This is a genomic window from Qipengyuania sp. YIM B01966 (assembly GCF_016461955.1).
Lineage (GTDB): Bacteria > Pseudomonadota > Alphaproteobacteria > Sphingomonadales > Sphingomonadaceae > QFOP01.
Genome location: NZ_JADMNM010000001.1, coordinates 213,224 through 239,068, shown reverse-complemented (window position 1 = coordinate 239,068; position 25,845 = coordinate 213,224). Strand labels below are relative to the sequence as shown.

The 25,845-nt window shown below is 67.4% G+C and carries 27 protein-coding genes; 16 read left to right on the top strand and 11 right to left on the bottom strand.

Annotated elements, in window-relative coordinates; translation table 11 throughout:
- Nucleotides 1–128 precede the first annotated feature (128 nt).
- A complete protein-coding gene (locus tag ILT46_RS01245) occupies nucleotides 129–1,115 on the top strand; it encodes a glycosyltransferase family 2 protein (RefSeq protein WP_199502808.1) in 987 nt (328 codons plus the stop codon).
- Here the strand turns inward: ILT46_RS01245 and ILT46_RS01240 are convergent.
- Genes ILT46_RS01240 through ILT46_RS01220 form a run of 5 tightly spaced genes read right to left on the bottom strand, consistent with a single transcriptional unit; the run spans nucleotide 1,106 to nucleotide 5,208 of the window.
- The gene (locus tag ILT46_RS01240; RefSeq protein ID WP_199502807.1) at nucleotides 1,106–2,278 is read right to left on the bottom strand and encodes a CCA tRNA nucleotidyltransferase; all 1,173 of its coding nucleotides are present in this window, start codon (nucleotides 2,276–2,278) and stop codon (nucleotides 1,106–1,108) included. The two genes, ILT46_RS01245 and ILT46_RS01240, sit on opposite strands and share 10 nt — an antisense overlap.
- Nucleotides 2,271–2,876, bottom strand: coding sequence for a CoA pyrophosphatase (locus ILT46_RS01235; RefSeq protein WP_199502806.1), 606 nt, complete (start codon nucleotides 2,874–2,876; stop codon nucleotides 2,271–2,273). Before ILT46_RS01235 ends, ILT46_RS01240 begins: the two co-directional genes overlap by 8 nt.
- Nucleotides 2,873–3,415 (bottom strand): DUF1285 domain-containing protein, encoded by a 543-nt coding sequence (locus ILT46_RS01230; RefSeq protein WP_199502805.1) that lies wholly within the window; start codon nucleotides 3,413–3,415, stop codon nucleotides 2,873–2,875. Before ILT46_RS01230 ends, ILT46_RS01235 begins: the two co-directional genes overlap by 4 nt.
- A 26-nt stretch (nucleotides 3,416–3,441) precedes the next feature.
- Nucleotides 3,442–3,972, bottom strand: coding sequence for a GNAT family N-acetyltransferase (locus tag ILT46_RS01225; protein ID WP_199502804.1), 531 nt, complete (start codon nucleotides 3,970–3,972; stop codon nucleotides 3,442–3,444).
- Between the two features lie 51 nt (nucleotides 3,973–4,023).
- On the bottom strand, nucleotides 4,024–5,208 hold the full coding sequence (locus ILT46_RS01220) for a PQQ-dependent sugar dehydrogenase (protein ID WP_199502803.1): 1,185 nt from the start codon (nucleotides 5,206–5,208) through the stop codon (nucleotides 4,024–4,026).
- Between ILT46_RS01220 and ILT46_RS01215 the strand changes: the two genes are divergently transcribed.
- The 3 genes from ILT46_RS01215 (at nucleotide 5,207) to folP (ending at nucleotide 8,310) form a co-directional block, all read left to right on the top strand.
- A complete protein-coding gene (locus tag ILT46_RS01215) occupies nucleotides 5,207–5,836 on the top strand; it encodes a ribonuclease HII (protein WP_199502802.1) in 630 nt (209 codons plus the stop codon). The two genes, ILT46_RS01220 and ILT46_RS01215, sit on opposite strands and share 2 nt — an antisense overlap.
- Before the next feature lie 205 nt (nucleotides 5,837–6,041).
- The gene (locus ILT46_RS01210) at nucleotides 6,042–7,193 is read left to right on the top strand and encodes a site-specific DNA-methyltransferase (protein WP_199502801.1); all 1,152 of its coding nucleotides are present in this window, start codon (nucleotides 6,042–6,044) and stop codon (nucleotides 7,191–7,193) included.
- A 22-nt stretch (nucleotides 7,194–7,215) separates the two neighbouring features.
- Nucleotides 7,216–8,310 (top strand): dihydropteroate synthase, encoded by a 1,095-nt coding sequence (gene folP, locus ILT46_RS01205; protein WP_199502800.1) that lies wholly within the window; start codon nucleotides 7,216–7,218, stop codon nucleotides 8,308–8,310.
- Here folP and ILT46_RS01200 read toward each other — a convergent pair.
- On the bottom strand, nucleotides 8,307–9,725 hold the full coding sequence (locus tag ILT46_RS01200; protein ID WP_199502799.1) for a sigma-54-dependent transcriptional regulator: 1,419 nt from the start codon (nucleotides 9,723–9,725) through the stop codon (nucleotides 8,307–8,309). The two genes, folP and ILT46_RS01200, sit on opposite strands and share 4 nt — an antisense overlap.
- Nucleotides 9,726–9,887: 162 nt before the next feature.
- Between ILT46_RS01200 and ILT46_RS12265 the strand changes: the two genes are divergently transcribed.
- From ILT46_RS12265 to ILT46_RS01160, 9 genes are read left to right on the top strand one after another with little or no spacing between them, the layout of a single operon-like run.
- On the top strand, nucleotides 9,888–10,010 hold the full coding sequence (locus ILT46_RS12265; protein WP_255528340.1) for a hypothetical protein: 123 nt from the start codon (nucleotides 9,888–9,890) through the stop codon (nucleotides 10,008–10,010).
- A 2-nt stretch (nucleotides 10,011–10,012) separates the two neighbouring features.
- Entirely contained in the window at nucleotides 10,013–11,134 is a 1,122-nt protein-coding gene (locus tag ILT46_RS01195; protein WP_199503076.1) for an NAD(P) transhydrogenase subunit alpha, read from the top strand.
- A 46-nt stretch (nucleotides 11,135–11,180) separates the two neighbouring features.
- Entirely contained in the window at nucleotides 11,181–11,489 is a 309-nt protein-coding gene (locus tag ILT46_RS01190; RefSeq protein WP_199502798.1) for an NAD(P) transhydrogenase subunit alpha, read from the top strand.
- The gene (locus tag ILT46_RS01185) at nucleotides 11,489–12,895 is read left to right on the top strand and encodes an NAD(P)(+) transhydrogenase (Re/Si-specific) subunit beta (RefSeq protein WP_199502797.1); all 1,407 of its coding nucleotides are present in this window, start codon (nucleotides 11,489–11,491) and stop codon (nucleotides 12,893–12,895) included. Before ILT46_RS01190 ends, ILT46_RS01185 begins: the two co-directional genes overlap by 1 nt.
- A 2-nt stretch (nucleotides 12,896–12,897) precedes the next feature.
- Entirely contained in the window at nucleotides 12,898–13,236 is a 339-nt protein-coding gene (locus tag ILT46_RS01180) for a hypothetical protein (RefSeq protein ID WP_199502796.1), read from the top strand.
- A 53-nt stretch (nucleotides 13,237–13,289) separates the two neighbouring features.
- Nucleotides 13,290–14,495 carry a parallel beta-helix domain-containing protein gene (locus tag ILT46_RS01175; protein ID WP_199502795.1) on the top strand — a complete coding sequence of 402 codons (1,206 nt, stop codon included), beginning with the start codon at nucleotides 13,290–13,292 and terminating at the stop codon, nucleotides 14,493–14,495.
- A complete protein-coding gene (locus ILT46_RS01170; RefSeq protein ID WP_370592275.1) occupies nucleotides 14,492–15,496 on the top strand; it encodes an SO2930 family diheme c-type cytochrome in 1,005 nt (334 codons plus the stop codon). Before ILT46_RS01175 ends, ILT46_RS01170 begins: the two co-directional genes overlap by 4 nt.
- Before the next feature lie 60 nt (nucleotides 15,497–15,556).
- A complete protein-coding gene (locus ILT46_RS01165; RefSeq protein ID WP_199502794.1) occupies nucleotides 15,557–16,252 on the top strand; it encodes an aspartate/glutamate racemase family protein in 696 nt (231 codons plus the stop codon).
- Nucleotides 16,253–16,312: 60 nt separating this feature from the next.
- The gene (locus ILT46_RS01160) at nucleotides 16,313–17,473 is read left to right on the top strand and encodes a deoxyguanosinetriphosphate triphosphohydrolase (RefSeq protein ID WP_199502793.1); all 1,161 of its coding nucleotides are present in this window, start codon (nucleotides 16,313–16,315) and stop codon (nucleotides 17,471–17,473) included.
- A gap of 3 nt (nucleotides 17,474–17,476) precedes the next feature.
- Here the strand turns inward: ILT46_RS01160 and ILT46_RS01155 are convergent, their stop codons facing one another.
- On the bottom strand, nucleotides 17,477–17,605 hold the full coding sequence (locus ILT46_RS01155) for an Entericidin EcnA/B family protein (protein WP_199502792.1): 129 nt from the start codon (nucleotides 17,603–17,605) through the stop codon (nucleotides 17,477–17,479).
- 44 nt (nucleotides 17,606–17,649) lie between these two features.
- Nucleotides 17,650–18,558, bottom strand: coding sequence for a DMT family transporter (locus tag ILT46_RS01150; RefSeq protein WP_199502791.1), 909 nt, complete (start codon nucleotides 18,556–18,558; stop codon nucleotides 17,650–17,652).
- A 107-nt stretch (nucleotides 18,559–18,665) separates the two neighbouring features.
- Here ILT46_RS01150 and ILT46_RS01145 point away from each other — a divergent pair, with 107 nt between their 5' ends.
- A complete protein-coding gene (locus ILT46_RS01145) occupies nucleotides 18,666–18,902 on the top strand; it encodes a hypothetical protein (protein ID WP_199502790.1) in 237 nt (78 codons plus the stop codon).
- Here ILT46_RS01145 and ILT46_RS01140 read toward each other — a convergent pair.
- On the bottom strand, nucleotides 18,899–20,425 hold the full coding sequence (locus ILT46_RS01140; protein WP_199502789.1) for a CpaF family protein: 1,527 nt from the start codon (nucleotides 20,423–20,425) through the stop codon (nucleotides 18,899–18,901). The genes ILT46_RS01145 and ILT46_RS01140 overlap by 4 nt on opposite strands.
- 227 nt (nucleotides 20,426–20,652) lie before the next feature.
- Between ILT46_RS01140 and glmS the strand changes: the two genes are divergently transcribed.
- Nucleotides 20,653–22,476: a glutamine--fructose-6-phosphate transaminase (isomerizing) gene (gene glmS / locus ILT46_RS01135; RefSeq protein ID WP_199502788.1), complete on the top strand. Its 1,824-nt coding sequence runs from the start codon at nucleotides 20,653–20,655 to the stop codon at nucleotides 22,474–22,476.
- A gap of 58 nt (nucleotides 22,477–22,534) precedes the next feature.
- Nucleotides 22,535–24,892 (top strand): putative bifunctional diguanylate cyclase/phosphodiesterase, encoded by a 2,358-nt coding sequence (locus ILT46_RS01130; RefSeq protein WP_199502787.1) that lies wholly within the window; start codon nucleotides 22,535–22,537, stop codon nucleotides 24,890–24,892.
- 11 nt (nucleotides 24,893–24,903) lie between these two features.
- Here the strand turns inward: ILT46_RS01130 and purQ are convergent, their stop codons facing one another.
- Entirely contained in the window at nucleotides 24,904–25,575 is a 672-nt protein-coding gene (gene purQ / locus ILT46_RS01125) for a phosphoribosylformylglycinamidine synthase subunit PurQ (protein ID WP_199503074.1), read from the bottom strand.
- 5 nt (nucleotides 25,576–25,580) lie between these two features.
- Nucleotides 25,581–25,814 (bottom strand): phosphoribosylformylglycinamidine synthase subunit PurS, encoded by a 234-nt coding sequence (gene purS / locus ILT46_RS01120; RefSeq protein WP_199502786.1) that lies wholly within the window; start codon nucleotides 25,812–25,814, stop codon nucleotides 25,581–25,583.
- Between the last annotated feature and the right edge of the window lie 31 nt (nucleotides 25,815–25,845).

Sequence of the window (25,845 nt, the reverse complement as noted above, 5' to 3'; positions counted from 1 at the left end):
CGGCGCGGGACCACGATGGGTTCACGCTCGCAACCGGCCACGCTACACAGCGCCGGGGTGAGGGGCAGATAGGGGAGGCGGCACGAAATGACAAGGCCGGCGCTCAGGATCGGCACGAGGAGCGGCGCGTGACCGGGCCGGAGCCGCACGGCATCAGCGTAATTATCGCGGCGTATAATCGCAGCGCCACGCTCCCGCGCGCGATCGCCAGCGCGCTTCGCCAGAGCGTGCGGCCGGCGGAGATCTGGATCGTCGATGATGCCTCGGACGACAACCCGCAAGCGGTGGTCGACGCCTGCGCCGCGAGCTCGAGCGTGCCGTTGCACTTTATCCGCAGCCCGGCCAATAGCGGCGCGGGGGCCGCGCGCAATCTCGCCATGCGGGCGACGCGCCAGCCCCTGCTGGCCATCCTCGATTCGGATGATGAATATCTGCCGGGTGCGCTCGAAATGCTCCGCGCGCCGTTTCTGCGCGATCCGCAGATTGCGCTCAGCTTTGCCGACGCATTGGTCGCCGGAACCCAGCCGCCGCGGCGACTGATGCAGCCCGCACTCCCGCCAGAGGCGCGCCTGCTCCCGCTACATGACGGCCCGCCGCCAACCGCGCTGCTGGCCAATCCTCACGACGCGCTGCTGGCGACGAGCATGATCCCGACCTGCGCGACCCTGTTTCGCGCGGACGCGGCGCGCCATGTCGGGTTCATGCCCGAATGGCGCTTTGGCGAGGATTGGCTGTTCTGGCTCAAATTAGCGAGCGAAGGCGCATTCGTGGCGACGCTGGCTGATGCCGCGCTGGTCCACCGCGCGGGCGATAATGAAACCGGCGCGGCCTACAATCTGCGCAATGCCACGCTGCAACTGCGCGCGTTGCTCGATGTCCGCGACGGCCGTTATTTCAAGCCCGACGCGGCGCAGCTTGCCCGGCTGGAACGGGAGGTCAACCGGCAGATGGCGGGGCTGCGTTATCATTCATCGCGACAGGGGCTGCGCGCCTACCGGCAGGCGCTCCGATCGCCCGAGGCGGCGCGGGTCGCCTCGCCGCTGCGCCACCTGACAGCGGACCCGCGCTCCCTGCCCCGCGCGCTCTATTGGTCGATACGGCCCGCTCAGTCGTGAACGTCGCGAAGGATTTGCAGCACCCGCTCGCGCGCGGGGAAACCCTCGGCGAGCCAGCGTTCCTCGACGGCGCGCAGGGTGCGGGCGACGGCCGGGCCGGCGGCGCCGGTGAGGGCGACGATCTCGCCGCCTTTGAGCGGCAGTTCGGGCACGGCCCAGCCATCGAGGGCGGCGATGTCCGCCCCTGCGAGCAGCAAACGCCCGCGCGCGCAGGCCACGCTGGTGCGGTAAGCGAGGATACGCGGATTGTCGGCATCAGCCGGCGTGCGCGCGGCGAGGCAGGTCAGCCCTTCGCGCTGGGCCTTCGACAGGCGCAGGCGCGCGGCGATCGTCTCGGCCAGCGCGGGCACGGGCGGCAGCAAGGCCGCGAGGCGGCGGATCGGATCGGGCGCGGCGCCGGCCGCCTGCTCTGCTGCGACCAGAGCGGCGAGCGCCGCCAGTTCCGTCCCATGCGTTTCGGGTAACACCACCGGCAACACGCCCGCCGCGTGCATCCGCGCGGCCGTGGGCGCTGGATCGGGCAGCGCCAGCAGCGCGAGCACTTCCCAGCCAACCCGTTCGCGGCTCAGCCCTTTCAGCGTCGGGGCAAGTGCGGCACAGGCCCGCTCCGCCGCCGCGTCGAGGTCCGCGCCGAAGCGGGCCTGAAAGCGGTAATAGCGCAGGATCCGCAGATGATCTTCGGCAATGCGCTGTTCGGCAAGGCCGATGAAGCGCACGCGGCGCGCGGCAAGATCGGCCAGCCCGCCGAAATAATCGCTGATTTCCAGGGTTTCGGGATGGGCATAGAGCGCGTTGATGGTGAAATCGCGGCGTGCCGCATCCTCGGCCCAGTCGTTGGCAAAGGCGATCGTGGCGCGGCGGCCATCGGTGGCGACATCGCGGCGCAGCGTCGTCACCTCGACCGTACCGGCGGGCAGGATCGCGGTGATCGTGCCATGCGCCAGCCCGGTTGGCGCGTGGCGCAGCCCGGCCGCTTCCAGACGGCGGATCACCTCGTCCGGCACCAGCGGGGTTGCGGCATCGATATCGTGCACATCGACGCCGAGCAGCGTATCGCGCACCGCGCCGCCGACCCAGCGGATATTGTCCGCACCCAGCGCCGCGACGAGCCGCGCCAGATCGGCGCGCCGGGTCCACGGCGCTGCGGGCAAATGATCAGCCATGATCCGGTGCCTCCCACGCGATGCGGCGGGCGAGATTGGCGATGATCGCCGCCGTCACCCCCCAGATGCGGAAGCCTTCGTGCGTATATTCGAGATAATGCCGCTTACGCCCGTCCCAATCGACTTCGTGCTGGGTCCAGCTGGCCCGGTCGAGCAGGACGTCCAGCGGGGCCTCGAACCAGCTATCGACTTCGGCCGGGTTCGCCACCAGCGGCAGATCGGGTGGGACAAGCGCGAGGACCGGGGTAATCTCGAACCCGCTGCCGGTGCGGTAGCGGTCGGTATCGCCGATGACCCTCACTGCGGCAGGCGGCAGGGCCAGCTCCTCCTCCGCCTCGCGCAGGGCGGCGGTGATCGCGTCTTCGCCGGCATCGATCTTGCCGCCGGGGAAGGCGACCTGGCCGGGATGATCGCGCAGATCGGCGCGGCGACGGGTCAGGATCACGCCGGGGCGTGGGCGGTCGGTCACCGCGATTAGCACTGCCGCCGCGCGGGCACGGGGCGCGGTTTCGAACCGTTCGTCGGACAAGAGATCGACGATTGCGTCGCGGTGCCCCTCGTCGAACAGGGTCGTCAGGCGGTCGAACAGCGCGCTCATGGGCTGAGGGCAAAGCGGGCGCCGCCGCTCGCCACATGCCAGCCATCGCCTTCGGCCAGCGCGATCTCGGCCAGTTGCAGCCAGGTCGACCGGTCCAGCCGCGCCTCCAGCCCATCGCGCACGCCGAGATAGAGCGCCGGCGCATCTTCGCTGCCCGCAGCGCGCAACGGGTGCTCGGAGCCGGCCACGACCAGCTCGTCGGTGTTGAGGCGGAACGCCAGATCGGCCCCCTTGCGCGCGACATCGACCGCGATGAACGGTGCATCCTCCACCGCGATGGACAGCTTCTGCACCGGCGTCAGCAGGAAATGTTCCGCACCCTCACGCACCAGCAGGGCGGAAAAGGCGCGGATCATTGCCGGGCGGGTGATTTCGCTTCCCTCGTGATACCAGCGCCCGTCGGCGGCGATCCGCATCAGGCTGTCGCCCTGCTGCCCGGGCGACCAATCGGCTAGCGGCGGCAGGCGACGCGCGGCGACCGCTTCAGCGATCTGCGCCAGCGACAGGGCGGCGAGTTCGGCAGGGGGTTCGTAAGGCATCGCAGCGGGGCGATGCCAGATGCGGCTTAATCCGCCAAGCCTTCGCCCGCAGCGCCCGGCCAGGGGCCGAGCATCCCGGCCGCGGGCAGCACTGCCGGATTGGCGCAGCGCACCAGCAGCCGGGCCGGCTCCCACGGGCCGGGGCAGCGCCAGCCGGCGGTTGGCGCGGCGGTAAAATCCCAGCGGCGGTAATAGTCCGCGTCGCCGATCATCATCTGTGGCAGCGCGGCATCGGGCGCCATCGCCCCCAGCGCGGCGGCCATCAGCGCCTTGCCATAGCCTTCACCCTGCCGTGCGGGCATCACCGCGACCGGGCCCACCATGATCAGCGGATGCGCGCGGCCCGCCGGATCGGTCAGCGCCACCGGCCAGAGCTGGATCGTCCCGGCGAGGTAATCCTCGTCATCGAGCGCGGCAAAACTGAGTGCGGGCAGCCAGTCCGTCCCCTGCCGGATGCGATAGGCGGTGCGGGCAAAACGGTCCGGCCCGAACGCCGCGTCGAGCAGCTCGTCGACCAGCGCAGGGTCGATCGCGGCAAGGGGGACAAGCGTCGGCATGGCGCGCGCGCTTAGGGGCCGCGCGCGCCGCTGTCGAGGCCGGTCGCGAGGTCAGGGGGCGGGCGTCAGCCGCAGCAGCCGCCCGCGCGCACCATCCTCGAGCAGATAGACCGCGCCGTCCGGCCCCTCGGCCACCGCGCGGATACGCTGGCCGAGCGGGTGGCGGGCGAGTTCGCGCGGCCGTTCGCCGTCAAAGCCGACGCGGATCAGCGCCTCGGTCGCCAAGCCGGCAATCAGCGCCTGCCCGCGCCAGCCCGGAAACAGGCTGCCGCGATAGAAGATCATCCCGCCCGGCGCGATCACCGGGGTCCAGCTCAGCGCCGGCGCGGCCAGATCGGGGCGCGAGGAATGCGGCGGGATTTTCGCGCCGCCATAATGCTCCCCTTCCGACACTACCGGCCAGCCATAATTGGCGCCCGCGCGGATCAGATTGAGCTCGTCGCCGCCCGCCGGGCCATGCTCCAGCCCCCACAGGCGGCCGCCCTCGTCGAAGGCGAGGCCAAGGATATTGCGATGGCCGAGCGACCAGACCTGATCGGCCGGCGCTGGCTGGCCGGCAAAGGGGTTGCCCGGCGCGGGCCGGCCATCGAGCGTCAGGCGAACGATCTTGCCGAGATTGCCGGCCATGTCCTGCGCCGGGGCCATCTTCTGCCGGTCGCCGCTGGCGATGAACAGGAATTGGCCGTCGGGCGACAAAGCGAGCCGTTGCGAATAATGCCCGCGCCCGCTGGTCTTGGGGGTCTGACGCCAGATCACCTGCAAATCTTCTACCGCGCACTCATTCGCCACCCAGCAGCGCAGCGTGCCGCGCCCCACCACCGCGCCGCGTGTGTCGCCCGCTCCCGCCTCCACCCAGCTCAGATAGATGGTCCGCCGGTCGAGCTTCGGCGCGGCCTCGCTCGGCAGGAACAGCGCATCCCCCAGGCCGCCCTGGCCGCCGGCATCCACTGCCGGGAGCCCGCTGATCGTCACCAGCCGTGGCGCATCGCTGGACGTGTCGATGATCCGCGCGGTGCCGGCCTGCTCGGTCACGAACAGCAGGCTGGTGCCGGGAATGAACGTCGCCGCCCAAGGCTGCGCCAGTGTCGCCACCTCCTGGGTGCGGAGGGTGGTCGTTGCCGGTTCGGCCGCGGCGTTGGTGCGCCCGCTATCCCCGGTCGCGGCGGTGCCGCAACTTGCAGCAAGCAGTGCCGCGGCTATGGTGAGCGCGGGACGGACGAGACGATTACGGGTCATGCTGGCAGGAACCCCTCATTGCGATTTCGGCGCCGATTGCGGCCCGGTGAAAGTCGGCGTGGACGAGGCCGGGCGCGGGCCGCTGGCGGGCCCGGTTGTCGCCGCTGCGGTCGTCCTGTGCAAGCCCCGGCCAGGCGGGCTGGACGATTCCAAGAAACTGACCGCGCCGCGCCGCGCGGGGCTCGATCTCGCCGTCCGCCGCCGCTGTGCCTGGGGTGTCGGGGTGGTCGAGGTGGACGAGATCGACCGGCTGAACATCTTTGGCGCAACGATGCTGGCGATGACGCTCGCTGTCAGCCGGTTATGCGCCGTGCTGCAGCGCGAAGCCGATGCGGTGCTGGTCGATGGTAATCTCACCCCCGCCGGGCGCACCCCCGGATGGCGCTGGCCGGCGCGCGCCATCGTTGGCGGTGACGCTCGCGAACCGGCAATCTCGGCCGCCTCGATCATCGCCAAGGAATGGCGCGATCGGCTGATGCGCGATGCGGCGTGCACGCACCCGCATTACGGGTGGGACCGCAACAAGGGCTATGGCACGCCCGACCATCTCGCCGCGCTGCACGAACACGGCCCCAGCCCGCTGCACCGTCGCAGCTTCGCCCCGGTCGCCCAGCTCGAAATGTTCTGAAGAACTGGTGGTCGGGGCGAGTCTTTCGCGCCACACCCCCAAGACCTCGCGCCAGCAATGTCTGTGGTTTCGCAACATCTTGTGGCGGACTCCTTGTGTTCCGCCACAACTGGATGCCGACAAATCGAGCGTCGCCGCACTCGCCGCTTGACGTTGCCGCGCAATGGACTCACCCTGTGGATAAGTTGGGATCAAGGGGGCGTTCATGGGGCAGGTCCTGCCGCTGACGAAAGATATCGCGCGCGGCAAATCGAAGGGGGCCAAAGCAGCGGCGGTCAAGGCCAACCTGCCGCTCGGCCGAATCCTTGCGGGCGACTGCGTCGCGGCGATGCGGACGCTGCCCGATGCCAGCGTCGATCTGGTGTTCGCCGATCCGCCCTATAACCTGCAGTTGGGCGGCGATCTCAACCGGCCCGATGGCAGCCATGTCGATGCGGTCACAGACGATTGGGACCGGTTCGACAGCTTCGCCAGCTACGATGCCTTCACCCGCGCCTGGCTGGCGGAGGCGAAGCGGGTGCTGAAACCCGATGGCGCGCTGTGGGTGATCGGCAGCTATCACAATATCTACCGCGTCGGAGCGATCCTGCAGGATCTCGGCTTCTGGATCCTCAACGATATCGTCTGGCGCAAGGCCAATCCGATGCCCAATTTCAAGGGCACCCGCTTCACCAACGCGCACGAAACGCTGATCTGGGCGAGCGTTGGGGAAAAGGCGCGCTATCAGTTCAATTACCGCGCGATGAAGACGCTCAACGATGAATTGCAGATGCGCAGCGACTGGGTGCTGCCGATTTGCGGCGGGCAGGAACGGCTGCGCGAAGCGGGCGGGGTCAAGGTCCATCCGACGCAGAAGCCCGAGGCGCTGCTATACCGGGTGCTGCTGGCGACGACCGAGCGCGGCGATGTCGTGCTCGACCCGTTCTTCGGCACCGGAACGACCGGCGCGGTGGCCAAGCGGCTGGGCCGCGAATGGATCGGCTGCGAACGCGAAAGCGCCTACCGCGCGGCCGCACTGGCGCGGATCGACCGCGAATTGCCGCTGGACGAAAGCGCACTGGCGACGATGCACAGCCGGGCAAGTGCGCCCAAGGTCGCTTTTGGCGCGCTGGTCGAAAGCGGGCTGATCCCGCCCGGAACAGTGCTGTTCGACAAGAAGCGCCGCTGGACCGCCACCGTCCGCGCCGACGGTTCGCTGATGCACGAGCGGCAGGTCGGGTCGATCCACGGCCTCGGCAAGGAATTGCAAGGCGCCCCAAGCTGCAATGGCTGGATGTTCTGGCATTACGAAGCTGGGGGCGAGATCAAGCCGATCGACGCGGCGCGCCAGCTTTACCTGCTGGGCGTCGAGGATTGACCGGGATCGCGGTCAGCCAGAGATGAGCGCACGCCATTACCTGTGGCCCACGGGCCTGGCGTCAAGTCCGCAGGCCGAAGGCGCGGCTATCAGGCTGGCGGGCGGGCTGGTCTATGCCAGCCGTTTCGCCGTGATCACCCGCCAGGGCGGGCAAGTCACCGCGTGCGAGCATTTCTCGGCCCCGGAATTGCTCACGGCCGATCTGCCCGATGCGGTGCAAACCCAGCTGGCCGATCTTCAGCGTAGCCACGCGTCGCTCCAGCTCGGCGCGCGGACCATCCGGCTCGACCAGCCGCAGGTGATGGGCATCCTCAACGTCACGCCTGACAGCTTTTCCGATGGCGGCCAGTTTCTCGACGATCCCGAAGTCGCCCGCGCCCATGCCGCCGCAATGCTCGAAGCGGGCGCGGCGATCGTCGATATTGGCGGCGAAAGCACGCGCCCCGGCGCGGCCGCGGTGTGGGAGGGCGACGAGCTGAAGCGGGTGATCCCCGCAGTCGAATTCTGCGCCGGGATGGGCGCGGCGATCAGCGTCGATACGCGCCGGCCCGCGGTGATGGAGGCGGCGCTCAATGCCGGGGCCCATCTCGTCAACGACGTGTCGGCCCTGCGGCACGATCCGCGCAGCCTTGGCCTGGTGGCCTCGCGCGGCGCGCCGGTGGTGCTGATGCACGCACCGGGCGAGGGCGAGGATCTGCACAGCGGGGCCACTTATGCTCAGGTCGCGCTTGACGTGTTCGACTGGCTTGCGGCAGCGCGCGATCGGGCAGTAGGGGCCGGGATTGCGCGCGAGCGGATCGTGCTCGATCCCGGCATTGGCTTCGGCAAGAGCGTGGCTGATAATCTCACCCTGCTGAACGCGCTGCCGCTGTTCCATGCGCTGGGCCAGCCGCTGATGCTGGGGGTTAGCCGCAAACGGATGATCGGCGCGCTGTCGCACGAGGCGCCGGCGCATCAGCGGTTGGGCGGCAGCGTGGCGCTGGCGATGAAGGGGATGGATGCCGGCGTTCAGTTGCTGCGCGTGCATGACGTCGCCGAAACCGTGCAGGCGCGCAATGTCTGGCGCGGCCTGCGCGACGCGGCATTGACGGATTTCAGCCTGCTACCGCCCAATTAGGCGGCGTTGTCGATGCCGAGATCGGTCAGTTTTCGATAGAGGGTCGAGCGGCCGATGCCCAGCCGGCGCGCCACTTCGGTCATCCGACCGCGATAATGGCCGATCGCCAAGCGGATGATATCGGCCTCGATTTCCTCGAGCGGCCGCAGGTTGCCGTCGGCTGTGTAGAGCGTAACCCCCGCGCCGTCCTGCACCTGAGCACTGGGCGCGAGATGATCGCCGAGAAGCTGCGACAATTGGGGGAAGCTGTCGGCGGTGAGCGCTTCGTCATCGCAGAACACCGCGGCGCGAAACAGGACCGCCTGCAACTGGCGCACATTGCCCGGCCAGTCATAGGCGGCCAGCAGCGCCAGCGCGCTATCCGTGATCGACAGCGCGCGCAGGCCCGGCTGCTGGCCGATCCGGTGGAGAAAATGGCGGGCCAGCGCGGGTATGTCGCCCGGCCGCGCGCGGAGCGGCGGCAGGATGATGATGGTCTGCGCCAGCGCGGTGTAAAGATCGGCACGGAAATGGCCCGCCGCTACCAAATCGGCCAGCGGGATGTTGCTCGCGCTGAGGATCCGCACATCGATCTTGTAACCATGCGCGGCGCCGATCGGACGCACGATCCCGGTGCGCAGCGTCTCGGCCAGCTTTTCCTGCAGCGCCGGGCCCAGCCGGTCGATCTCGTCCAGCACCAGCGTCCCGCCATCGCAAGCCTGGAGCGCGCCCATCTGCCGCTCGAATGCGCCGGGAAAGGCGCCGGGCTCGTGCCCGAACAATGCCGATTCCAGCGCGCTGCCGGGGATTGCGCCGACATTCAGCGTGCGCGTCACCAGCTTGGCGCGCGGGCTGGCGGCCTGCATCGCACGGACGATCATCTCCTTGCCGGTGCCGCTTTCACCCTCGATCAGCACCGCCCCGTGCCCGCGAGCCGCCTTGGCCGCGCGGGCGAGTGCGGCGCGAAACGCGCTATCGGTGCCGATCATCGCGTCGAAATCGACCGCGCCGTCCATCTTCTCGGTCAGCGGCTGCAATTCGTCGCGCGGCGCTTCGAGCCGGGTTGCGCTGGTCAGTGCCCGCATCAGCCGGTCAGGCGCCACGGGTTTGACGAGATAATCGGTTGCGCCAGCGCGCATCGCTTCGACCGCCTGGCGCGGGCTGGCGCTGGCGGTCAGCATCAGGATCGGCAGCGCGGGCCGGCGATCCTTCAATTCGCGGATAAGATCGCCCGCTTCATCGCCCGGCACCCATTGGTCGAGGATGATGGCGGCCAGTTGCATACCCTGGCGCGTTCCGAGCGTCGCGATAGCCGCTTCGGAATCGCGGACGACCAGTGTCCGCCAGCCATCGCGCGCGGCGAGCGCAGTGATCAGCCGGCTTTGCGCGGGCTCATCATCGATCAGCATCAACAGGCGATCCTCAGCACTCGCCATTGCGTGTCATTCCTCAAAACCGTCCCGCCGCGGTACAGTTTGCGATTAGAGGACAACAGTAAAGAGCCGCTTAAGCCTGTGCAGCCAGTGCGCGAGCGGCTTGAGCCTGCGCCGCGGGCAAGCTAACACTCGGCGCGAACCGACCTTTCAGGAGAGCGCCGCATGGCTGCCGATCAGCTCAACCAGTTCAAGAAAACCTATTCGGGCTTCACCGTCCTGCTGAAATGGGCCGTGCCGCTGGCCGTGATCGTGACCTTGCTGGTCGTGGTGATCATCGCCCCGTGAGCTTGCGCATCGCCGTTCTGAAGGAGCGCGCGCCGGGTGAGCGGCGGGTCGCGCTGTCTCCGGAAACGGTGCGCAAATATCTCGCGCTGGGTGCCGAGGTTGCGGTCGAACACCGCGCCGGGCTTGGCGCGGCGGTGCCGGACGATGATTTTGCCGAAGCCGGCGCAACGCTTGGCGACGCCGCCGCGACGATTGCTGGCGCTGACATCGTGCTGGGCGTACAGGCACCCGATCTGTCGCTGTTGGCCGGCGCGAAGCCGGGCGCAATGGTTGCAGCAATGTTCGATCCCTGGCGGGAAACTGAGCGCGTGGCCGCCTATGGCGCAGCGGGCTTCGAGGCGCTGGCGATGGAGTGGATGCCGCGCATCACCCGCGCGCAGAGCATGGACGTGCTCTCCAGCCAGGCCAACCTCGCCGGGTACAAGGCGGTGATCGCCGCGGCCGACGCCTATGGCCGGGCCTTCCCTATGATGATGACGGCGGCCGGCACGGTCAGCGCGGCCAAGGTGTTCGTGATGGGCGTAGGCGTAGCCGGGCTGCAGGCCATTGCCACGGCCCGGCGGCTGGGCGCGCAGGTCAGCGCGACCGATGTTCGCTCCGCCACCAGGGAGCAGATCCTGTCGCTGGGTGCCAAGCCGGTGTTTGTCGAGAATGTCGCCGGGATCGAGGGGGAGGGCAGCGGCGGCTATGCCAGCGAGATGAGCGAGGAATACCAGAAGGCGCAGGCCGAGCTCGTGTCCGCCCATATTGCCAAGCAGGACATCGTCATCACCACCGCACTGATTCCAGGCAAGCCGGCCCCAAGGCTGGTCAGCGACGCGCAGATCGCCAGCATGAAGCCGGGGAGCGTCATCTTCGATCTGGCCGTGGCGCAGGGCGGCAATGTCGAAGGCGCGGTATCCGACGAGGTGATCGAGCGCCACGGGGTCAAGATTATCGGTTACGCTAACACCGCGACCCACCTCGCCGCCGATGCCAGCGCGCTCTATGCCCGCAACCTCTACAACTTCCTCGCCGCCTTCTGGGACAAGGACCAGGGCCGCCCGGTGCTGGACGAGGAAATCGGCAACGCCGTCAGGCTGACGCAGGGCGGTGCGGTGGTGCATGAAAGGCTGCGGGGATGAGGGTGCGTCTCCCCGATCCTCCCCGTACCGGGAAGGCTTTTCGCTAATGGACTTTATCGCCATCTTGTCGATTTTCGTGCTGGCCTGTTTCGTCGGCTATTTCGTCGTCTGGTCGGTGACGCCGGCGCTGCACACACCGCTGATGGCGGTGACCAATGCGATCTCCAGCGTGATCATCGTCGGCGCGTTGATCGCGGCGGCTGCGGCCGAGGTGCCGGGGGCCAAGTGGCTGGGGCTCATCGGCATCGTGCTCGCCAGCATTAACATTTTTGGCGGGTTTGCGGTCACCGAACGGATGCTCGCGATGTACAAGAAGAAGGACCGCCCCGCACCCAAGGGTGAGGGCCGCGCCTGATGGAGCACGCGGCCACCCCCGTCTGGGCGATGATCGCCTATCTCGCCGCCGGCGTGCTGTTCATCCTCGCGTTGCGCGGGTTGTCGAGCCCGGCGAGTTCCCGGCGCGGCAACCGCTTCGGCATGGCGGGGATGCTGATTGCCGTTGTCACCACGCTGCTGACGCACAGCCTGGCGACGTTGCCCGAGATCCTCGGCGCCATCGCTATCGGCGGCGGCATCGGCTGGATCATCGCGCGCAAGATCGCGATGACCGATATGCCGCAACTGGTCGCGGCGTTTCACAGCCTGGTCGGCCTCGCCGCGGTGCTGGTCGGCTGGGCGGCGTATCTCAACCCGCAGGCCTTCGGGATTGCCGACGCGGCGGGCGCGATCAATCCTGTCTCGCGCCTCGAAATGGGCTTGGGCATCGCTATCGGTGCGATCACCTTTTCGGGCAGCGTAATCGCCTTTCTCAAGCTTGCCGGCAAGATGAGCGGCGCGCCGATCCTGCTGCCGATGCGGCATGTGATCAATCTCGGCACGTTGCTCGCGATCCTCGCGCTGACCGCGTATTTCATGCTTGACCAGAGCCTGTGGGTGATCGCGCTCGTCACCCTGCTCGCTTTCGCTATTGGCTTCCTGCTGATCATCCCCATCGGCGGGGCGGATATGCCGGTGGTGGTGTCGATGCTGAACTCCTATTCGGGCTGGGCGGCGGCGGCGATGGGGTTCACGCTGCACAACACGGCAATGGTCATCACCGGCGCGCTGGTCGGCGCATCGGGCGCGATCCTGAGCTACATCATGTGCCGGGCGATGAACCGCAGCTTCCTGTCGGTCATCGCCGGGGGCTTCGGCGCGGCGGACAGCGCAGGCGGCGGCGCGGCGCGCGAGCAGCGGCCGTACAAGCAGGGCAGCGCCGATGATGCGGCCTTCATGCTCAAGCAGGCGGAAAAGGTCATCATCATCCCCGGCTACGGCATGGCCGTGGCGCAGGCGCAGCACGCCTTGCGCGAGATGGCCGACACGCTGAAGAAGGAAGGGGTGGAGGTGAAATACGCCATCCACCCCGTCGCCGGACGGATGCCGGGGCACATGAACGTGCTGCTGGCAGAGGCCAATGTCCCCTATGACGAAGTGTTCGAGCTGGAGGACATCAACAGCGAATTCGCCCAGGCCGATGTCGCCTTCATCATCGGGGCGAACGATGTCGTGAACCCTGCCGCGAAGACCGACAAATCCAGCCCGATCTACGGGATGCCGGTATTCGACGTGGACAAGGCCAAGACCGTGATGTTCATCAAGCGGTCGATGGGCGGCGTCGGCTATGCCGGGGTGGACAATGACGTGTTCTACATGGACCAGACGATGATGCTGCTGGCTGATGCCAAGAAGATGGTCGAAGATATCGTAAAGGCGCTGTGACGATGAACAAATGGGTCATATTTTCCGCTGCCGGTCTGCTGCTGGCCGGCTGCGCGCAGACCATCGCCGAAAGCCGCGTCCGCTCCGCCTTTGTCGATGCGGGGCTGTCCGACACGCAATCGGCCTGCATGGCCGAGCGGATGGTGGACCGGCTGACCATCGACCAGCTGCGCAAGCTCGAAGGGTTGAAGCCGCGGGCGGGCGAACCGCGCCGGCCCGAAACCATGAGCGGCTATCTCGCGCGGGTGCGGCGCGTGGGCGATGCCGAAGTGATCGCGGTGACCACCACCTCGGCCGCTCTGTGCGCCGCCGGCCTTGCCGACGAGGCGCGCCCGCGCTGACCGCGCTTGCAATCGCGCGCGCCCTTGGCACTATCCCGGCAAGGGAGAGCGCGATGAAACATTATCTGCTGGCCGCACCATTGCTGGCCCTTGCCCTGCCGGCATCGGCCAAGACCCTGAACGTCGCTGCCGGGCCGGACGCGCAGACCCGGTTGCAGGAGGCGCTGATCCTCGCCGAACCGGGCGACGAGGTGGTGCTGGGCGCCGGGCGCTTCGTGCTGATCGACGGGATTTCGCTGGATGTGGACCGGGTTACCGTGCGCGGCGCGGGGATGGACGCGACCGTGCTCGACTTCACCGGCCAGCGCGATGCGGGCGAAGGGTTCCGCGTGACGTCCGACGGCGTGACGCTGCGCGATTTCGCGGTCGAAAACCCCAAGGGTGACGGGATCAAGTCCAAGGGCGCTGACGACATCGTCTACCATCGCATCCGCGTTACCTGGACCAATGGACCCGCCGCGAGCAATGGCGCCTATGGCATCTATCCGGTCGAAAGCGCTGGCGTGCTGATCGATGCGGTCACGGTCTCGGGCGCGTCGGATGCCGGCATCTATGTGGGGCAGTCGCGCGCGATTACCGTGCGCAATTCAGTGGCCGAGGCGAACGTCGCCGGGATCGAGATCGAGAACAGCCGCGGCGCGCTGGTCGAGCGCAATTTCGTCACCCGCAATACCGGCGGCATCCTGGTGTTCGACCTGCCCGGCCTGCCGGTCATGGGCGGCGGCAATGTGCTGGTACGCGACAATCTGGTGGTCGCCAACACCACCCCCAATTTCGCCCCGCCGGGCAATATCGTTGCCGGGGTGCGGCGCGGGACGGGGATTCTGGTGATGGCCAATGACGGTGTCTGGGTGGAGCACAACACGCTCTACGACAACCCGACCGCGCCGATCATGGTCGTCGCTTATACCCAAGGGTTCGACGATGCGCGCTACAATCCCTACCCGCGCAACGTGACCATTGGCGCCAATCGGGTGGATCGCGGCGGCACCGATCCGCAACTGGACGGCGCGGCGCAATTGCTGGCCGCCTTTGGCGGGGCGCTGCCGCCGGTGCTGTGGGACGGACTGGCCCAACCGGGTGCCACCGCGCTGCGGGTAGAGCCGGGGCTGGCCGGTTGGTCGCTCAATCTGACCGAACAGGGCAAGGGCCTTGGCGGGGGTAATCCCGGCCCGCTGAACGTGCCCACGCCTGACCGGACAGCGATGCTGACGGGCGTAGGCGCACCGGCGGCGCTGGAGGCGCGGCTCCACCCGTGATTGCGCGCGGGCTCCTGTTGGCCGGGCTGCTGGCGCTCGGCGCAGCTGCCAGCGCGGGGGGCGCGCCGCCGCCTGTCCCGGTGGTGTCGGCAATTACCGGCCCCGCCATGCCCGCCACGCTGGCCGAGTTCGGCTTCTTCGCCGATCCGCGCGCGCAGCTGCCGGCCGCCGGCGTCATCCCGTATCGGCTCAACACCCCGCTGTATTCCGACGGGGCGGAAAAGCTGCGGTTCCTTTACCTGCCGCCCGGCACCGAGGCCCGCTTTGCCGATGACGGCTTGCCCGCGCTGCCGGTCGGGACGGCTCTGATCAAGACCTTTGCCTTTGGCGAGGGCGCCGCGCGCCGGCTGGTCGAAACGCGCGTGCTGCTGCACCGGGCGGAAGGCTGGGTGGCGCTGCCCTATGTCTGGGACGAGGGGCAGAGCGAGGCGCGGCTGGCGCTCGCCGGGGCACGGGTGCCGGTTACCACGCCCGAGGGCCGGGCGATTTCGTACCGCGTGCCCAACCGCAACCAGTGCAAGGAATGCCACGGCCTCAATGGCGCGGTGGTGCCAATCGGGCCCAAGGCGCGCAATCTGTCGGCTGCGTGGCTGGCGCCGTTGGTCGCCGCGGGCAAGGTCAACACTGTGCCCGCCGGCGCCGACACTCTGCCGCGCTGGGAGGATCGCGCCACCGCTCCGGTGGCGGCGGCGGCGCGGGCCTATCTCGACGTCAATTGCGCGCATTGCCATCGCCCCGGCGCGGCGGCGTCGAATTCGGGGCTCGATCTGCGCTGGGAGCAGCAGGACCTCCACGCGCTGGGCGTGATGAAGCGCCCCGTTGCGGCCGGGCGCGGGGCGGGGGCGTTCGAATTCGACATCGTGCCGGGTCATCCCGAACGGTCCATCCTGGTCCACCGGATGCGTAGCGAGGAGCCGGGCGTGGCGATGCCCGAGCTGGGCAAGGCGACCGCCGACGCGGAGGGCACCGCGCTGATCGAACGCTGGATAAGCGCGCTCTGACCGCTTGCATCGCCAGGGCGGCTTGGCCAAGCGCAAGGCCGGCGACGGACGGAGAACGCAGTGCGCAAGCTGGGCTTGATCGGTGGGATGAGCTGGGTTTCGACCCGCACCTATTACGAGCATATCAATCGCATCGTGCAGGCTCGCGGCGCGCCGATGGCGAGCGCGCCGATGCTGATCGAGAGCCTCGATTTTTCCGCCCTCCACCGGCTGACCGAGGCCGATGACTGGCAGCGCGCCGCGGGCGTGCTGGCGGACAGCGCGCGGCGGCTCGAACAGGCAGGCGCGGGCGCGCTGATCATCGGCGCCAATTCGATGCACAAGGTTTATGACGAAGTGGCCGCGGCGGTATCCGTGCCGATCCTCCACATCGCCGATTGCGTCGGCGCGCGGATGCAGGCGGCGGGCGTCACCAATGCCGCGCTGATCGGCACCGCGAACGTGATGACCGAAAGCTTCTATCGCGAACGGCTGGTGGCGCACGGGGTCGATCTGGCACCGCCCGATATGGCGGTGGTCGAACAGGTGGACGACATCATCTATGACGAGCTGATGGTCGGCAAGGTGACCCGCGATGCCGAGCGGGCGATGAAGACCATCCTGACGCGCAAGGAACAGCAGGGCGTCAAATCCGTGGTGCTGGCCTGTACCGAGCTTGAGCTGGTGGTCGATGTCGATGCCAATGTGCTGCCGATCTTCGATTCAACCCGCATTCATGCCGAGGCAGCGGCCGAATGGATTTTGGGCGCGGGCTGAGCCAGGTTCACGCACTGTTCCCGTTGCCGCGTTCGGGGCGCCGCCCTAAGCGCCGCGGACATGGACCGCGCCCCCTACGCCGCCGATCCCGCGCGCTCTCGCGGCCGCGAATTCGCCACCGGCGCTGACGGAGCGCGTGGCCCGCGCACCGCCTTCCAGCGGGACCGCGACCGCATCATCCATTCGATCGCCTTTCGCCGGCTGCGCGGCAAGACGCAGGTGTTCGTCGCGCCCGATGGCGACCATTACCGCACCCGCCTGACGCACAGCCTCGAGGTAGCGCAGATCGGACGGGTGGTCGCCCGCGCGCTGCGGCTGGACGAGGATCTCACCGAGGCGCTGTGTCTCGCGCACGATATCGGACACCCGCCTTTCGGCCATGCGGGCGAGGAGGCATTGTCCGCCGCGATGGAGCGGCATGGCGGGTTCGACCACAATGCCCAGACGCTGCGCACGCTGATGCGGCTCGAAAGCCCTTATTGCGAGCATGACGGGCTGAACCTGTCGTGGGAAACGCTGGAGGGACTGGCGAAGCATAATGGCCCGGTTGCGTCACCGGGCTGGGCGCTGGCCGAACTCGACGCAGCCTTTCCGCTGGAACTCGGCCGCTGGCCGTCGCTGGAGGCGCAGGTCGCCGCGCTGGCTGACGATATCGCCTATGACAATCACGATATCGATGACGGGTTGCGGGCCGGCTTCCTGTCGCTCGACGAGTTGCTGACGCTGGACTTCCTGGCCGAGGAATGGCGCGCGCTCGAACGGCGTTTCCCGCACGCCGCGCGCGAGCGGCGTTTGCGCGAACTGGTCCGCAGTCAGATCGGCTTGATGGTCAACGATCTGATCGCCGCCACCCGCGCGCGGTTGGAAGGTGTTGGCTCAGCGAGCGAGGTCCGCTCGACCGAGGGTGCGTTGGCCGGCTTCTCCCCCGCGATGGCGGCGCGTGAAGCGCACCTCAAGCGGTTCATGTACGAACGGCTTTATCATCACCCCGAACAATTGGCCGTCGCGCGCGTTGCCGGCGGTGTGGTCGCCCGGCTGTACGCCGCCTATGACCAGGAACCGGCCCTGATGGGGGCGGGCTGGGCGGGTATGGTTCCCGGTGAGCAACCCGAGAGGGCGCGCCATATCGCCGACTTCATTGCCGGCATGACCGACCGCTACGCGATCGATCAGTACCGGGCGATCTTCGGCAAGGTGCCCGACGGCCTCACCAACGTCTGACGATCAGGTAGCGCGATCGACCGAATTGGCGGCGGATTCGATGTCCTGACCAACCCCGCGCACGGTGTTGCAGGCGGTCGCCGAAAGGGAGAGGGCAGCAAGGCCGGCGGCAAGGGCAAGTTTGCGGATCATGGCAGTTGGCTCCTGTCTATCGCACCTGAACGCTGCCTGCGACCTCATGTTCCCTGCCCCGGCAGGGGCGGCTTGCGGACGCGCAGCCGCTCGCGCCAGGTGACGATCGCGCCCGAGGCGATGATCAGCGGCGCGCCCAGCCACAGGCTTGCCGGCGGCAAATCCCCAAACACTTCATAGCCATAAAGCACCGCCCAGAGGACCGAGGTATAGTCCATGATGATGATTGTCGCCGCCGAGCCGAAGCGCAGGCTCGAGGTCAGCAGCACCTGCGCAACCGCACCAGCCAGGGCCGCGCCGCCGATCAGCGCCCAGCCGGTCGGATCATGCGCCCGCCAGAAGAACGGCAGCGCCAGGGCGGCCACTGGCGCCGACAGCGCGGCGAACCAGAACACGATCGCCAGCGGATGCTCGGTGCGGTTCAAGTCCTGGATCTGGTATGAGATCAGCGCGACCATGAACGCCGCGACCAGGCCGACGCCGAGGCCCAGCGGGTCGATCGCGCCGCTCCCCGGGCGGGTCGCCACGAGCACCCCGGCAAATCCGAGCGCCACCGCCACCCAGCGCCACCGCCCGATCCGTTCGCGGAACAGAACCATCGCCAGCAGCACGGCAAAGGCGGGCGTGGTGAAGCTGATCGCGGTCGCTTCGGCCAGTGGCAGCAACAACACCGCGCCATAGACGAAGCCCATGCTGAACACGCCCGATAGCGCGCGCACCGTATGCGCGCGGATGCGCTGGGTCCGCAGCACCGCCAGCCGGCCGGCGGCGGCTAGGCCGGCGCCCATGGCGAGGGCGGTCAGCGCCTGCCGCCAGAAGATCAGTTCGGCCAAATGCACCCCGTGTTCGCCGGCGAGCTTGACCAGCATCGCCATGGTCGACAGCGCGCCCGCCGCCAGCAGGCGCACGAACAGCGCCAGCAGCGGCCGGGGGCGGGCGACCGATCCGTCCATCATTCGCCGTGGAGGGTGAAGGCCATCAGCCGCGTCTAGCTCCGCACGCCCGAGCGCGACAGGGGGCACTTGCGGCCTTGCGCCAACGCCCCATATCGCGCTCCGCGATGGAGGTTTTGGCCGATCATTTCCGCTTTGCGAGCGATGCCGAATGGGCGGCCATAACGGCCGGCGCGATGTTTCTCATCGCCGGTTTCGCGTCGTGGGCGGAACGCCGGCGCACCCGCCGCGCGGCCATCGACCGGGTGGGAATGGTGCCGTGGACCGGCATCTTCCTGACCTCGGCAGTGATCGGCGCCGCGCTGCTCGCGCTGGCGATCGCGGGGTTTGCCGCTCCAGCCTAGAGGCAGGCCTCGAGATAGGCCTGATCGAAGCCGAACTGGCGCGCTTTTTCGAGCGTATAGGGCCTGAGGCCCGAGGCGCGGAAATCACCGATGATCTTGCCGTCATCGGTTTCGTCGAGATATTCGAACTTGAACAATTCCTGGGTAACGATCACGTCGCCTTCCATCCCGATCACCTCGGTGATGTTGGTGGTGCGGCGTGAACCATCGCGCAGGCGCTTGACCTGAACGATCAGATCGACCGATTCCGCGATCTGGCGCGAAATCGCCTCCTTTGGGATCTTGATGTCGCCCATTAGGATCATGTTTTCCATACGGCCCAGGCATTCGCGCGGGGAATTGGCGTGCAGCGTGCACATCGACCCGTCGTGACCGGTATTCATCGCGGCGAGCAGGTCGAAGCATTCGGCGCCGCGAATTTCGCCCAGGATGATCCGGTCCGGCCGCATACGCAGCGCGTTCTTGACGAGGTCGCCAATGGTAATTGCGCCCTGACCTTCAAGGTTTGGCGGGCGCGTTTCGAGCGGCAGCCAGTGCGGCTGCTGCAGGCGCAGCTCGGCCGCGTCCTCGATCGTCAGCACGCGTTCGCCCGGGTCGATCATCTTCGACAGGGCGTTGAGCATGGTCGTCTTGCCCGAACCCGTACCGCCGGAAATGACCACGTTCATGCGGCAGGCGCCGGCGATCTTCAATGCGGTCGCCATCTTGTCGCTCATGCTGCCGAAATCGCGCAGCATATCGATGGTGATCGGCTTTTCGGAAAACTTACGGATGGAGATGGCGGTACCGCGCAGACTGAGCGGCGGGACGATCACGTTGACGCGGCTGCCATCCTTGAGGCGGGCGTCGGCCAGCGGCGTAGTCTGGTCGACCCGGCGGCCGACCTGGTTGACGATGCGCTGGGCAATCTGGAACAGATGCTGTTCGTCGCGGAATTTGATCGGCGCGATCTGCAGTTTGCCCTTCTTTTCGATGTAGGTCTGGTCGGGGCCGTTGACCATGATGTCGCTGACATCGGGATCGCCCAGCAGCTCCTCCAGCGGGCCGAAGCCGAGCAATTCGTCGATCAGCACCTTTTCCAGCGCGAACTGTTCGCGCCGGTTGAGATTGATCTTGAGCTCGGCCAGCACCTCCATGATGATTGGGCGGAATTCCTCGGCCAACTCGTCCTTCGACAAGGTGGCGGCCGCCTCGGGGTCGATCCGTTCGAGCAGGCGCGGCAGCACCTGCTCCTTGATCTTGTGGACGCTGATTTCGAACCCGCCGATCTCGGCCTGCTCGTGGACGTTGTTGGCCCGGTCGGCCAGCCGGCTCATCGCGTCGGCGGTGCGGTTCTGCGGTGCGCCTGCCAGCGGGTCAGCGTCGATCGCCAGCCCTTCGCTGGGTAGTGGCGGGAACTGCTCGCCCCCCTGCGGCGCGGGCGCGGCCCGGCTCGGTCCGGACATCGGGCGCGCAACCCCGAACGACGGCCGTGCCCCGGGCGCCATCCCCCCCGGCCCGTTCTTGCGTCCGAATGCACTCATGCCGTGTCCCTCGTCACCTCCTCATCGGTCGGCAAAATTGCCGTTGCCCGATGCGGAAATCCGCGCTGTTTTCAGGCACTGGTGAATATTTTGGAAACCTTGATTTTTCCCTAATCACCGCGCTTGCCGGCATCCGGATACGGATGCGTTCGGCAATGGTGGTGCGCGCCGCACGATATGCTATGTGCGCCCACGCAGCCGTTAATGGCGTAGGGATTGAAGCCTGTATGTGCGGAATTATCGGAATTGTGTCGGATAGCGCCGTGGCCGACCGGTTGGTCGATGGCCTCAAGCGGATGGAATATCGCGGCTATGACAGTGCCGGTATCTGCACCATCCACGATGACGCGCTGGTGCGCCGGCGCGCGCGGGGCAAGCTGGCCAATCTGGTCGCCGAACTTGCCGACAACCCGGCACCCGGCACCATCGGCATCGCGCATACGCGGTGGGCGACGCATGGCGCGCCGACCGAAAACAACGCGCACCCGCACGCCACCGGCGAAGTGGCGCTGGTGCACAATGGCATCATCGAGAATTTCAAGCCGCTGCGCGACGGACTCGTCGAGCGCGGCCGCGTGCTCGAAAGCGAAACCGACAGCGAGGTCGTCGCGCACCTGATTTCCGAGCAGGTCGAAGCGGGCGCCCCGCCCGAGGACGCGGTAAAAGCGGTGCTGCCGACGCTGCGCGGCGCGTTCGCGCTGGCGATTGCCTTTCGCGCGTATCCCGATCTGCTGATCGGTGCGCGGCTCGGCTCGCCGCTGGTACTGGGCTATGGCGAGGGCGAGATGTTCCTCGGCTCGGACGCGCTGGCGCTGGCGCCGCTGACGCAGCGGATCGCCTATCTCGACGAAGGGGACTGGGTCGTCGTACGCCGGGGCGAGGCGCAGATTTATGACGAGGAAAACGCCCCCGTTTCGCGCGAGATCACCCATTCGGGCGCCTCGGCCGCCGCGGTCGAGAAGGGCAATTATCGGCATTATATGCTGAAGGAGATCTACGAGCAGCCGACCGTGGTCGCGCAGACGCTGGGCTCGTACATCCACCAGGCCGAAGCGCGCGTTGCCCTGCCACAATTCGACTTCGACCTGTCGGCCATCCGGCGGGTAACGATCGTCGCCTGCGGCACGTCTTACTATGCCGGGCTGGTGGCGAAATACTGGTTCGAGCATTTTGCCCGCGTTCCGGTCGACATCGATGTGGCAAGCGAGTTCCGCTACCGCGACCCGGTGCTGGAAGAAGGCGGGCTGGCGCTGTTCATCTCGCAGAGCGGCGAAACCGCCGACACGCTGGCGGCGCTGCGCCATTGCAAGCAGCACGGCCAGACGATCGCCGTGGTGGTCAACGTCCCGACCAGTTCGATGGCGCGCGAGGCCGATCTGCTGCTGCCGACCCATGCCGGCCCTGAAATCGGCGTGGCCAGCACCAAGGCGTTCACCTGCCAGCTTGCCGTGCTGGCGGCGCTCGCCGCGAACATGGCGGTGCGTAAGGGGCGGATGGACCGGGCTGAAGAACAGGATATCGTCCGCCATCTGCTCGAAGTGCCCGCCGCGCTCAACGCCGCGCTCGATCATGACGATGATATCGCCGCCATCGCGCCGCTGATCGCGCCGGCGCGTGACGTGCTCTATCTTGGGCGGGGGCAGGATTATCCGCTGGCGCTGGAGGGCGCGCTTAAACTCAAGGAAATCAGCTACATCCATGCCGAAGGCTATGCTTCGGGCGAAATGAAGCATGGGCCGATCGCGCTGATCGACGACCACGTGCCGGTGGTGGTGATAGCGCCCTCGGGTCCGCTGTTCGAAAAGACCGTTTCGAACATGCAGGAGGTGCGCGCGCGGGGCGGGCAGATCGTCCTCATCTCCGACCGCGAGGGCCTTGCCGAGGCGGGCGACGGCTGCCTGGCGACGATCGAGATGCCGGCGGTGCATCCACTGATCGCGCCGCTGGTCTATGCCGTGCCCGTGCAATTGCTCGCGTACCACGTCGCCGTGGTCAAGGGGACCGATGTCGATCAGCCGCGCAATCTGGCGAAGTCCGTGACCGTCGAATAATGGCGACCCGGGGGCAGCCTTTACGCGCAGATAACCTTCTGCGGCTAGAGCAACCCCGATGAGCAGGGTCGCACCTATTCCGACTGACGCGCCAGCGCGTGACGAACCGCCGCTGGCTGTCCTTCTGGGCCTGCGCCAGCAGGATACGGGCGAATGGCTGCAACGCTGTTCGACGCGCTTTGCCCGGCCCGAAAACTTCCGCTGGTATCACGCGCTCATCCATTTCGGGGCTGCGGGCCTCACCGCCTGGCTTTACCGCCCTTTCGTTGCGGATTGGATATTGGTCGGCTGGGCAGGGCTGATCGGGCTGGCCGTTGTCGCGGCAGGTATCAGCCATGTCAGGGTGCAGCAGTTGCTCGCAGCCAACGATTATCGCGGAATCTTGTGGTGGCAGGCGCTCACGGGGGCCGCGACTGGCAGCGCGTGGGGCGCGGGGTTCGTTCTGTTCGCCTTGTCGAACCCGCGCGTGGAACTGTCGATGCTCGGCATCATGGCGATCTGCGTGGTGCTGGCTGCTGCCCGTATGCTCGCCAGATTGCCGCTTGCCGGAATAGCGCTGGCGACGCCGGTGGCGCTCGGCGCGGCTATCGGACTGGCGGTTACTGGCCGTTACGGTGTTGCGATCGGCTCCTTGTGGATGCTGGTCAATGTCGCATCGTTGATTATCGCCATCGCGCTGGTCCATTATGAAGCCTGGCAGGCCGAGGTCGCCGCTGGCGACAAGCAGCAGGTGGTCTCGCTGCTTCTCAACGAAGACGAGGACGAGCGTGCCGACTGGCTGTGGCAGCTCGACAGCCAGCGGCGGGTACGCAATCCGTCGGCGCGCTTTGCCTATGCGCTGGGCCGGGAACGTGGGGAGGTGGAAGGCGAAGCTTTCGTCAGGCTGATGGCGGGCGACGACTGGGACAGCGGTAATTTCAGCCGTAGCCTGCACGACCTTGCCGACCGGCTGCAACGCCGCGAAAGATTTACCGATCTCCTGGTCAAGGTTTCGATCGGCAGCAAGACGCGCTGGTGGGAATTGTCCGGCGCCCCGCTGCTCAGCGATGACGGCGACTTCCTCGGCTTCCGCGGGGTTGGATCGGACGTCACCGACCAGCGCGAATCTTCGGAGAAGATCGCCTATATGGCGCGCTACGACGCGCTGACGGGTCTGCCCAACCGGCTACTCCTCAACGAGACACTGTGTGAGGCGATCCAGCATTCCCAGCAATGGCGCAGCCGCTGTGCATTCATGATGATCGATCTCGACCGGTTCAAGGCGGTCAACGATTCGCTGGGCCATCATATCGGCGATCACTTGCTGGCGCAGGTCGCCGGGCGGCTGAACGGGTTGATGGCACCGGGCGAGGTCTGCGGCAGGCTGGGCGGCGATGAATTCGGCATCGTGCTGCGCGACGGATCCGACCGCCGGCGTTTGGACGAACTGGCCGGTCAGGTTATCGAAACGCTGTCCCAGCCATATACTGTGGATGGCCATCCGCTCTATGTCGGCGCCAGTGTGGGTTCGGCAATCGGCCCGCGTGACGGCAGCACGGTCGAGGAACTGATGCGTAGTGCCGATCTGGCGCTGTATCGGGCGAAGGGCGAGGGCGGCAACGCACACCATGCCTTCCAGCCGCAATTCCACGCCTCGGCCGAGGAGCGTCGACAGTTGGAGTTTGCCCTGCGCGGAGCCTTGGCGGCGGACGAATTCTCTCTGCAATATCAGCCCGTGGTTGACGCGGCGAGCGAGCGGGTGGTCAGCTTCGAGGCTCTGCTGCGCTGGACTCGTGCCGGCCATGGCCCGGTTAGCCCGGCCAAGTTCGTGCCGCTCGCTGAAGAAACAAGGCTGATCGTTCCGATCGGTGCCTGGGTGCTCGAACAGGCGTGCCGCGAGGCGGGCAACTGGCCGCCGGACATCAAGGTGGCGGTCAATGTATCGCCCGAACAGCTTATCGAACCCGGATTTGCCGAAACAGTGGCGACCGCGCTCGCGGCCAGCGGCTTGCAGCCTGCCAGGCTGGAACTGGAAGTGACGGAAAGCATCTTCCTGCGCGATGCCAACATCGCCCGCGCGGCGCTCGAAGAGGTTATCGCGCTGGGCGTCAGCGTGGCGCTCGATGATTTCGGCACCGGCTATTCGTCGCTCGGCTATCTGCGCAAATTGCGTTTTGCGACGATCAAGGTTGACCGGTCATTCGTGCAGGGCGCCGCGCACGGGTCGCCCGAAAGCCTGGCGATCATCCGCGCGGTTGTGGCCATGGCCGATGCCCTCGACATGCAGACCACCGCCGAGGGTGTGGAAACCGCTCAGGAAGCCGCGCTTATCCGCGCGCTCGGGTGCAGCAAGATTCAGGGCTACTATTACAGCCGCCCGGTCGGTGCCGAAGATGCTGCGGCGCTGTTCAAGAAGCCCCGCCGGTTGACCGCGTAAGCGCTGGCCGCTCAGGCAGCGACGACGCTTGCGACGACGCTTTCGAACAAGCGGCGTCCATCGACCCCGCCATGTGCCGCGTCGATCGCGCGTTCGGGATGCGGCATCATGCCGAGCACCCGGCCATTCTCGCTCAGCACGCCGGCAATGTTGCGCTGCGATCCGTTGCACGCCTCGATGTAACGGAAGGCCACGCGCCCCTCCCCCTCCAACCGGTCGAGCGTTTCGGCGTCAGCGAAATAATTGCCGTCATGATGGGCGACCGGGATGCGGATGTCCTCGCCCGCGCGATAGGCCGAGGTGAACAGCGAGCCGGCATTCTCGACCTTGAGCGCGGCGGTGCGGCAGATGAAATTCATCCCCGCATTACGCATCAGCGCGCCCGGCAAAAGGCCCGCCTCGGTCAGCACCTGGAAGCCGTTGCACACGCCCAGCACCGGCACCCCACGGCCCGCCGCATCGACCACCGCGCGCATGATCGGGCTGCGCGCCGCCATCGCGCCTGAACGCAGATAGTCGCCATAGGAAAAGCCGCCGGGCAGGGCGATGAAATCGACCCGGTCAGGCAACGCGGTGTCGCCATGCCAGACTCTCAGGGCCGGAGCGCCGACGACCTGCTCGATCGCCACCGCCATGTCGCGGTCGCAATTGGAGCCGGGAAAGGTGATGACTGCGGCGCGCACAGCCATCAGCCGACCTTCTCGATCCGGTAGTTCTCGATCACCATGTTGGCCAGCAACTGCCGGCACATGCTGTCGAGCGCCGCGTCGGTGGTTTCGTCGGCCACGTCGAGCTCGATCATCCGCCCGGCGCGGACATCGCGCACCCCGTCAAAGCCCAGCCCCTCCAGCGCGTGCTGGATCGCCCGGCCCTGCGGGTCGAGCACGCCGGGTTTGAGGCTGACATGGACGCGGACCTTCATGGCATTTCCTTTGCGCAGCGGAAGCAGACGG